Source organism: Burkholderia sp. BCC1985 (genome assembly GCF_905339915.1).
Classification (GTDB): domain Bacteria; phylum Pseudomonadota; class Gammaproteobacteria; order Burkholderiales; family Burkholderiaceae; genus Burkholderia.
Map to the genome: position 1 here is coordinate 75,419 of NZ_CAJPGY010000030.1, position 7,074 is coordinate 82,492.

The 7,074-nt window shown below is 65.4% G+C and carries 6 protein-coding genes; 3 read left to right on the forward strand and 3 right to left on the reverse strand.

All coding sequences use genetic code 11. The annotated features are described in order from the left end of the window. The first annotated feature begins 179 nt into the window (after nucleotides 1-179). The 3 genes from U4Z31_RS26285 to U4Z31_RS26295 all read left to right on the forward strand — a co-directional run bounded on the left by U4Z31_RS26285 (nucleotide 180) and on the right by U4Z31_RS26295 (nucleotide 3,436). Entirely contained in the window at nucleotides 180-1,322 is a 1,143-nt protein-coding gene (locus tag U4Z31_RS26285; protein WP_124488642.1) for a DUF2827 domain-containing protein, read from the forward strand. A gap of 819 nt (nucleotides 1,323-2,141) precedes the next feature. After that, nucleotides 2,142-2,945, forward strand: coding sequence for an EAL domain-containing protein (locus tag U4Z31_RS26290; RefSeq protein WP_044847404.1), 804 nt, complete (start codon nucleotides 2,142-2,144; stop codon nucleotides 2,943-2,945). Nucleotides 2,946-3,007: 62 nt separating this feature from the next. Further along, the gene (locus tag U4Z31_RS26295) at nucleotides 3,008-3,436 is read left to right on the forward strand and encodes a hypothetical protein (protein ID WP_321811806.1); all 429 of its coding nucleotides are present in this window, start codon (nucleotides 3,008-3,010) and stop codon (nucleotides 3,434-3,436) included. Nucleotides 3,437-3,522: 86 nt separating this feature from the next. Here U4Z31_RS26295 and U4Z31_RS26300 read toward each other — a convergent pair whose 3' ends face one another. From U4Z31_RS26300 to U4Z31_RS26310, 3 genes are all read right to left on the reverse strand, one after another. Further along, nucleotides 3,523-5,496 (reverse strand): FkbM family methyltransferase, encoded by a 1,974-nt coding sequence (locus U4Z31_RS26300; RefSeq protein ID WP_321811801.1) that lies wholly within the window; start codon nucleotides 5,494-5,496, stop codon nucleotides 3,523-3,525. Nucleotides 5,497-5,520: 24 nt separating this feature from the next. Beyond that, nucleotides 5,521-6,657, reverse strand: a complete 1,137-nt coding sequence (locus tag U4Z31_RS26305; protein WP_321811802.1) for a DUF2827 family protein — start codon at nucleotides 6,655-6,657, stop codon at nucleotides 5,521-5,523. A gap of 26 nt (nucleotides 6,658-6,683) precedes the next feature. After that, on the reverse strand, nucleotides 6,684-7,074 hold a 391-nt coding region (locus U4Z31_RS26310), incomplete at its 5' end, for a DUF2827 family protein (protein WP_321811803.1).

Here is a 7,074-nt window from a genome sequence, read left to right on the forward strand (position 1 = left end):
CCGTCGGCGATGGCGTGCATGGCCAGGCCCGCACGGTGCGGACGACGGCTCTCGGCCGCATCGCGTATGACCATGCCTGACAGTCTGGCGGCCGGCGCTCCGCTAGACTGGCGGATTGCTCACGTGGCCACTGCCGTGAGCTACACTGCATCCATTCAATCACGCCCCCCGCCGACGAGATGAAGTCTCCTGCCCTGAACGGCCTGCGCATCGGTATCACGATCGGCCTGCGCGCCCCCGACGAAAGCCTGTGGATCAACGGCATCAAGCAGAACGCGTTGTTTCTCGCGAAGTTGTTGATGGCGTCGCCGCATGGGTATCGCGTGACGCTGGTCAACACGACCGACGTGGCGCTTACCGACGCGCTGCCTTGGGATCGCCGCGTATACGACACGCGCGCGTTCGCCGACATGAAGGATGCGCTCGACGTGGTGATCGAGCTGGGCGGTCAGATCGACGGCGAGCAGACGGCCTACCTGAAGGCGCGCGGCGCGAAGATCGTCAGCTACTGCTGCGGCTTCGAGTACATCACCTCGATGGAATCGATACTGTTCGGCCGCCGCATGTGGGATTCGCTGTTCATCAACCGCGGCTACGACGAATTGTGGGCCATTCCGCAGATCGCGGAGTCGTCGCTGCCGTTCCTGCAGTCGCTGCGCCGTTGCCCGGGGCGCGTCGTGCCGTTCGTGTGGGACCCGATGTGTCTGGAGGCGCGTGCGCAATCGCTGCCGGAGCGTGGCGAATACCGGCCGCGCAGCGAACCGGGCAAGCGGCTGACGGTGATGGAGCCGAACCACAACGTCGTGAAGTTCTGCATGTATCCGATGCTGATCATCGACGAGGCGTATCGCCGCGATCCCGACGCGATCTGCTTCACGCACGTGACGAACGCCGATCGCCTCGCGCACAACAGCCCCGAGTTCGTGACGCTGATGAACTACCTGGACATCGTGCGCGCGGGCAAGGCGAGCTTCGTCGGGCGTTTCGACACGCCGTTGTTCCTGGCCGACATGACCGACATCGTCGTGTCGCATCAATGGGCGAACCCGCTCAACTATTTCTATTTCGACGTGTGCTGGCAGGGTTATCCGCTCGTGCACAACGCGAGCCTCGTGCCGGACCTCGGCTACTACTATCCTGGCAACGACGTGCAGAAGGGCACCGAGGCGCTGCTGCACGTGCTGCATACGCACGACGACGACTGGCAAGGGTATGCGCGGCGGCAGCGCGAGATCCTGCGCCGCTATACGTCGGCGAACCCCGCGCTCGTCGCCGACTACGACGCGCTGCTCGCGAACCTGATCGGCGCGACGGCGGCATAAGGCTGCACGACGCGGCACGCGCCGCTGCCTGCGGGCGCATTCGATCGCGATTTGCGCGATCGAGGCGGTCGGCTCGATTTCGCCGCCTGCCGTCAACCGGATTGTCCCGGGTTAATGTCTGAAGAAATGAGCCGTTAAAAAAGAAACCGCCGAACCGGGGAGATTCGACGGTTTTTGAAGGCACGAATTTGACGGCTCCGAGGGAAGTCCGTCAAAAATAATTTTATAGGTTAACTAGTCGGAAAGATTGTTAAATATCTTTCGATAGATGGTTGCCGTATAATTCGACTTAATTATTGTAGTTCAAGTCAGCCGGATTATCATTGAAATATTTTCAATATCGTTTGAAACGGCAAAATTGAATTCTGTGGAGACCGAATGCGTCGTCGCAACGCAATGGCTGCACGGTTTGCCAGCGGCTGCGAGGAATCCGGCCGTCGGGTCCGGGTAGCGTTTCGCTGGCGCGCATTTGTCATATGATATTTCAAACATCCGATTTTTGAAACGGGTCTTGCGATAAATCGATTCACCCGAAGATGTTCGGGTGGGGCAAATAACGAGTATCGATCGGAGTATCGTCGACGTTTTTGTGTAACCTGTCGCACTGTTGTCGACGTGCGCGTGTGGTGTATTTTCGGTGTTTGAATATCATTGACAATATCTGATTTGACGGCACGCCGGAATAAAAAGTACGCTCCCGAAAAAGATCGAAAAAGAGGTTGGGCCGGGTAGGCGGTGGTGCGCGTCGTGGTCGGCTCGCGCCACATGTATCGAGAGCGCGGGCCGTCATCGGCGGTCCGACAATTGCCGGAGCGCCGGATGAATGCGGTCGAACCTCGCCTGGAGGCGAACAGCGTAGCGAATCGGGACGAGATCGATCTCGTATTCGGCGCGCCTGACGATCACCCCGACCTTGCGTCGGTACGCAGTTTCGTCGAAAGCCGGCTCGGATTCGCGCGAGAGCCGGTTTGCCGCGCCGATTTGTCGGGCGGCGTGCTGTATCACGAATGCCTCGCGCGGCTGCGCTGGGGCGCGCGCGATGTCTTGCCGCCGCTCGCGTTCCTGCCGCGCCTCGAATCGCTCGGGCTGATGCGCTGGTTCGACCGGCTCGTGGTGGGCCGGACGATCGACGCGCTGCGCGCCGATCCGAAGGCCGTGTACGGCTGCAACGTCACGGCGACGAGCGCGGTCGTGGACGACGCGTGGCTCGCCCTGTTCAGGCGGCTCGAGCGCGAGCCGTCGGTCGCGGCGCGGCTGGTCGTCGAAATCACCGAGACGGGGCCGCTGAACCCCGTCGCGGGCCGGTCGTTCGTGAACCGGTTTCGCCAGGCCGGGTGCCGCGTCGCGATCGACGATTTCGGCGTCGGCTTCAGCGCGCTGAACAACCTGGTGGTCGGCAATCCCGACATCGTGAAGCTCGACAGGTCGGTCCTGTCGCTGATCAAGCGCAACGCGATCGGGCGCTACCAGTTTCGCCGGCTGATCGCGTTCGCGCACGAAAGCGCGCGGCACGTCGTCGTCGAAGGCGTGGAGAACGAGATCGACCGGCAGATCATCCTGGATTCCGGCGTCTCATGGGCACAGGGCATCCGCTTTACATGGCGGTCACCGGCCGCCGCATGACGCCGCGGCGCGGGCGCGGCGCGCCGGCATCGGACAACGAAGAATTGAATAGGGGCGTGGGCATGGCGGCGACGAAGAAGGCCGGGCACGGAACGGGCACGCAGGCGGCCGATGCGCGCGAGCTCGTCGCGATCGCCGAACTGGCCGAGATGCTGGAGCAACTCGGCGCTGATGCGATTGACGCGACCGCTTCACCGGTCGACGTCATGCCGTTTCTCGACGGCCTGAAGGACGTCTCGCAACACATTCACCGGATGAAACCGCTCGATGCCGACGGTCGCGAGCGCGCGGCGCGACACTATTTCGCCGGTGTGTTCGCGGGCGCTTGCGGCGACGATTCGGCGATCGCGTGCGGCGTATCGGGCAGCCTGGCGCAACAGGCCGGCGATGTCGGCCCCGCGGCGGCACGTTGTTTCGCGAGGCTTGCGCGCATCGGCCGGCGGCATGGCCGTGCGTTCGCCGAGCGACGCGGGCAGCGCGTGCCGGCTTGACGCCGGTTCGTGCATCACGTCCTCGTCAGGTTCTCGTCACGCTCCTCAGGAGTACTACCGCTTGCGTCGCGCGGCAAGGTCACTCGTCAATCCTTCCCGAAGCCACCCAGCACGAGCGCCAGCGCGCGGTCGACCGCATCGTCCCAGCGGCCCGGATGCGCGGCGCGCACGATCCGGATGCCCGGGTACAGCGCGGTACGCGAGCCGGTTTCCCAGCGTGCATCGGCTTTCGGGCTCAGCAGCAGGACGGCCGGCACACCTAGCGCGCCGGCCAGGTGGATGTGCGCGGTGCAGGTGGTGACCACGGCGTCCATCGCGAGCATCAGTGCGGCCAGGTCGCTGAAATCGCCGATCGCGTGATGCGGGAACGTGACCGGCAGATCCGACGGCTCGGACTGTGCGGCGATGTCGCGGTTGATGCAGTACGCGGCATGGCCGCGCAGCCGCGCGAGCGGTGCGAGGTCGCGCAGGCTGGCCGCCCGCAGGAAGCGCGCATCGCTTTCGTCGCGGCCGCGCCAGTTGAGGCCGATGCGGCGCGTGCCCGGTGCGCTGCCATCGCGCGCGACGCGTTCGCGCCACGCCGCCGTCTGTTCGGGCGGGCACGACAGGTAGGCGGCCGGCGCGCCGGCCGGTGCCGGCGCGTAGCCGAACTGCGCGGCCAGCACCAGGAACGAACACCAGTAGTCGTGAGCGATCTGCGACGTGTCGACCCACGCGCCGTGTGCGGCGACGACTTCGATGCGCGGGAACGTATGGCGCATCAGGTCGGCCAGCGCGGCGGGGACGATGACTGTCACCGCCACGCCGTCGAGCGCGTCGAGCGCATGCAGGTAGCGCGCGTACTGGAGCTGGTCGCCGACCCCGCCGTAGCTGATCACGAGCAGCCGCTTGCCGTGCAGCGGCTGGCCGTCGTAGAGCCGTTCCGTCGGCAGCCCGAACCGTGCGGCCGTGAGCACGTTCTCGCTGGCGATGGTCGCGCGCGCGGCTTCGTCGCACCGGCCGGCACGCAGCAGGAGCGCCGAGCGCGCGAGTTCGACGCGCCCGCGCAGCGCGTCGGGCAGCGCGGCCGGTTCGCCGATGCGTTCGAGTGCCGCGAGCCCGGCGTCGGGCGCGCCGGCGAAGCCGTAGCACGACGCGAGCTGGAACGCGATCGCATCGTCGTCGAGGCCCCGGCCGCGCGCGCGCAGCCAGCGGGCGATCGCGTGGCCCCATTCGCAGCGGGACTCGTGGTCGAGCGCGCGGTTCCAGTGCGTTTCGGGCGCGTCGTCGGTCTCGGCTGACACGGCGGCATTCGCGTCATCGTCTGCGCGGGCGGATACGCGGCCGACGGGCTCGCCCGAGATGAACAGGCGTTGCCGGTCCCAGCGCGGGTTCGGCACGCAGAGCATGTTCAGCCCGTCGATCCGGTAGAACGTGTAGTCGAGGCTGGCGAACGTATCGATGATCGGCGCCTCGCCGACTTTCCAGTATTCGATCCAGCACCACGGCAGATGCGTTTCGATCAGCCGGCGTGCGCCGCGCAGCGCGTCGATCTCCATCCCTTCGATGTCGAGCTTGAGGAAATCCAGCCGCGGCAGGCCGAGCGAATCGAGCCTGACGACCGGCGTCGGCGTGCCGCCCGCCGCTTGCTCGTCGACGAGCGACACCGTGCCGAAATCGGCATCCTGCCCATAGTCGATGTCGGGCACCTTCATCGTGCCGTTGGCGCTGGCGAGTCCCATGTTCAGCAGATGGAGGTTGTCGAGCTCGTTGAGCGCGACGGTGCCGCCGAGCGCATGGAACAGCGTGCGCTGCGGCTCGAACGCATACACGCGGCCGCCGCGCGCGCGCAGCCGGTGCGCGATCGGCACGCACACGAGCCCTGCATTCGCGCCGCCGTCCACCGCGATCGCGCCGTCGGGCAATTGGTCGATCACCTGCAGGATCGTGTCGAGCTCGGCCTGGATATGCGGCCGGCCTGTCTTGATCAGCGCCTCGGCCTGCAGCGCGCAGTGCCGGTTGATAACGAACGGGCCGTGGATCGAATCGATCACGACGAAATTGCGGACGGTCTGATTCATGGGCGGGAGCGCGTGCGAAGGAGGTTAGCCGAGCGCGCGCCCGGCGAACAGGCGCTGGATCTGCCCGGAATACGCGCGGACGTTGTGGTCGGCGAGCGTGTCGACCTGCTGCAGGCAGCGGCGGGCCGCTGCCGCGTAGTCGTCGAGCCGCGCGTCGTGCGTCTGCGCGGCGGTCGCGATCGCGCGTGCCGCGTCGAAGATCTCGAAGTCCGGGTAGTAATAGCCGACGTCGCGCAGGAACGGCGAGTTGTGCACGAGCGGATAGTTGCCGTACAGCGCGTCGTACAGCAGGTAGTTCAGGCCGTTTTCCCAATGGTGCGACACGACGATGTCGGTGTGATGCGCGGCCCACGCGACGAACGGCGCGCGCACGTCGGCCGTCGCCTTGCCGTCGCGCACCATCTCGAGCCCGAGCGCGAGATGCTTGAAGGCGACGTTTTCCTTCTTGTCGAACGTGTTGGTCATGTACACGTGTTCGACGAGTTCAGGATGCTCGACGTAGCACGCGTTCGCGGCCAGCATCGGCACGATCGAACTCTTCACGACGTTCAGGTTCGGCTCGAAGAACGCGATGCGCTTGGCCGGACCGTGGTTGCGGTAGCCGAAGCGCGCCTTCAGCTCGGGGTCGGCGTCGAGGCTGCGTTCGATGAAGTACGGCGACCAGATGTGCGGCAGCTCGATCACCGGCGCGCGATATACGGCCTGGAAGTAGGCCGCGCACGTGTGCATGTGCTGCGGGTTGGTCCAGACCTCGTCGAACTGCACGCGGTTCGGGTTCGGCCGCCAGTTGTTCTTCTCGAAGTTGATCGTCTCGACCGCGATCACGTAGTCGTTGCCGAAGCGGTACGACACGCACTTGCCGCCGCGCCGGCGCACCGCGTCCGTGTGCGACGGGTCGACGAACGCGTTCATCTCGATCAGCAGGTCGGTCTGGTGGACGATCGCCGACAGCGGGCGCAGCGCGTCGCCGAACGCGTCCATCATCAGCGCCTGCGGGTAGTCGGTGATGCCGTCGTCGTGCGCGAGCCACACTTCGCCGATCAGCGGCGAGCGCTTCAGCAGCATGTACAGGTACACGCAATGCTGGTTCGCGCCGTTGTACCAGATCGACTGCGTCGCGTCGCGCTGCACGTTCATCGTAATCGCGACATTGATTTTCATCGGCGGCTCCGGGCGGACGGTGCGCGTCAAGCGTCGCGATAGAGCGACGCGATCGCGTCGGAATACGCGGCGACGTTGTCGGGGTTGTAGATGCTGACCGAGTCGAGCACGTACTTCGATTGCTCGCGGTATGCATCGAGATTCGCGTCGTGTTCGGCAAATGCCCGCAGCAGCGCGCGGCCGCCGGCCTGGCAGTCGAAGTCCGGATAGAAATACCCGGCCTTGCCGAGGAACGGCGAGTTGTGGATCAGCGGATAGTCGCCGTACAGCAGTTCGTAGTACAGGTAGTTCTGCGCGTTTTCCCACGTGTGCGACACCACCGCGTCGCCGTAGGCGGCCATGAACTCGTACACCGCGTAGCGGCTTTCGAACGTCGTGATCCCGTGGTTCACGATGTCGAGACTCTTCGCGAAATGA

Bases quoted from the DNA above. Each gene is read 5' to 3' on its own strand.
- U4Z31_RS26285 (WP_124488642.1), top strand. From the start codon at position 180: ATGAAGTCTCCTGCCCTGAACGGCCTGCGCATCGGTATCACGATCGGC.
- U4Z31_RS26295 (WP_321811806.1), top strand. From the start codon at position 3,008: ATGGCGGCGACGAAGAAGGCCGGGCACGGAACGGGCACGCAGGCGGCC.
- U4Z31_RS26300 (WP_321811801.1), bottom strand. From the start codon at position 5,496: ATGAATCAGACCGTCCGCAATTTCGTCGTGATCGATTCGATCCACGGC.
- U4Z31_RS26305 (WP_321811802.1), bottom strand. From the start codon at position 6,657: ATGAAAATCAATGTCGCGATTACGATGAACGTGCAGCGCGACGCGACG.
- U4Z31_RS26290 (WP_044847404.1), top strand. From the start codon at position 2,142: ATGAATGCGGTCGAACCTCGCCTGGAGGCGAACAGCGTAGCGAATCGG.